This is a genomic window from Ensifer sp. Root954, assembly GCF_001429005.1.
GTDB classification, from domain to species: Bacteria; Pseudomonadota; Alphaproteobacteria; order Rhizobiales; family Rhizobiaceae; genus Ensifer; species Ensifer adhaerens.
In genome coordinates this window covers 1-1,215 of sequence record NZ_LMJM01000027.1, presented here as the reverse complement: position 1 = coordinate 1,215, position 1,215 = coordinate 1, and the positions used below count along the sequence as shown (strand labels likewise).

At 64.9% G+C, this 1,215-nt stretch carries 1 protein-coding gene and 1 pseudogene; both read right to left on the bottom strand.

Annotated features, from left to right (window positions below; all coding sequences use genetic code 11):
• Positions 1-60 precede the first annotated feature (60 nt).
• Complete coding sequence (locus tag ASE71_RS21905) at positions 61-1,026, bottom strand: MBL fold metallo-hydrolase (protein WP_060634967.1); 966 nt, start codon at positions 1,024-1,026, stop codon at positions 61-63.
• 74 nt (positions 1,027-1,100) lie between these two features.
• Positions 1,101-1,215: pseudogene (locus tag ASE71_RS37055) on the bottom strand (alpha/beta hydrolase); the annotation flags it as partial.

The following is a 1,215-nucleotide window of genomic DNA, read 5'->3' as shown; positions in this document are numbered from 1 at the left end:
GGGCGCGCCCCGCAGGAGGCGCGCCCGTCAACTGTCCTAGTGATTGCCGGCCCCAGGCGATCACCCCGCCGCCACGAAGCGATAGGCCGCCCCGTTGCGCTCCGCCCGCCCGATCCCCGGATAGGCCCAATGATAGCCAAGCAGCGCCAGCCGCTCCGACGCGGCCCGGTCGATCAGGGCCTTGCGGTTCTTCAAGGCCAGCTCCGCATCCGTGTCGAAGCCGAAATGCCAGTCGGGGTGCTCAAAGAAGACGATGTTGCTGGTGACCGCATCGCCCGTGATCACCAAGCCCTCATGTCCGGCGCCGTCACCGCCGGAAAGCTGAAGCGAGATATGACCGGGTGTGTGGCCCCGCGTGTCGAGCACCTGCATGCCGTTGACGATTTCGTCGCCGGGCTTCACCAGGGTCAGCCGGTCCTTGACCGCAAAGAGATCGCGCTGCGCACCCTTGGCAAAGCCATGAAGCACCTGCGGCACGGTCTTTTCGAAGTTGGGATCGGTCCAGAACCGCCATTCCCCCTCCGAAACGAAGTACTGCGCATTCGGAAAGGCGAGCGTGCCGTCGGCGCCAACGGTGCCGCCCGCATGGTCAGGATGGGCATGCGTCAGCACCACCTTCGTCACCGCACTCGGGTCGATGCCGGCCGCAAGCAGATTGGCGTGAAGCTTGCCGGCGCTCTCCTGGAAACGTGTGCCCGAGCCGTCGTCGACCACGATCAGATCGTCGCCAGTGCGAATGACCGGAATATTGGTGTGAAACGGCGCCTTTTCGGGAGTGCCGCCAAGCCGGCGCATGATCTCCGGCCGCTCTTCCGCCGTTGCATCCGGCAGCACGATGCTGACCGGCAGCATGATGAAGCCGTCGCTGACGACGGAAATATCGAAGCCGCCATGCCGGAAACGTTTGATATCTGCGGCATGGGCACCTTTCGGCAGCAGGGCGGAGGCTGCAAGCGCACTGGTGCCTGCAAGGAATTCACGACGGCCGGGGCCGGAGACGTCGGTGGGATTGTGGGAAGAGGTCATGGCTCTGATCCTTGGCTGAAGCGTTTGACATAGGGTGCCGGGGCCACCTGCGAGGCGGCACCGGCGAACAACCATCAGGCCTTGGCGAAGGCGAGCAGGTCGGCGTTGAGCTGGTCCTTGTGGGTATCGGTGATGCCGTGCGGGGCGCCGGCATAGACCTTGAGCTCCGCATGCGGCACCAGCGTCTTC

What these genes read in the sequence shown, in the direction of transcription:
- ASE71_RS21905 (WP_060634967.1), bottom strand. Translation starts at nt 1,026, where the DNA reads ATGACCTCTTCCCACAATCCCACCGACGTCTCCGGCCCCGGCCGTCGT.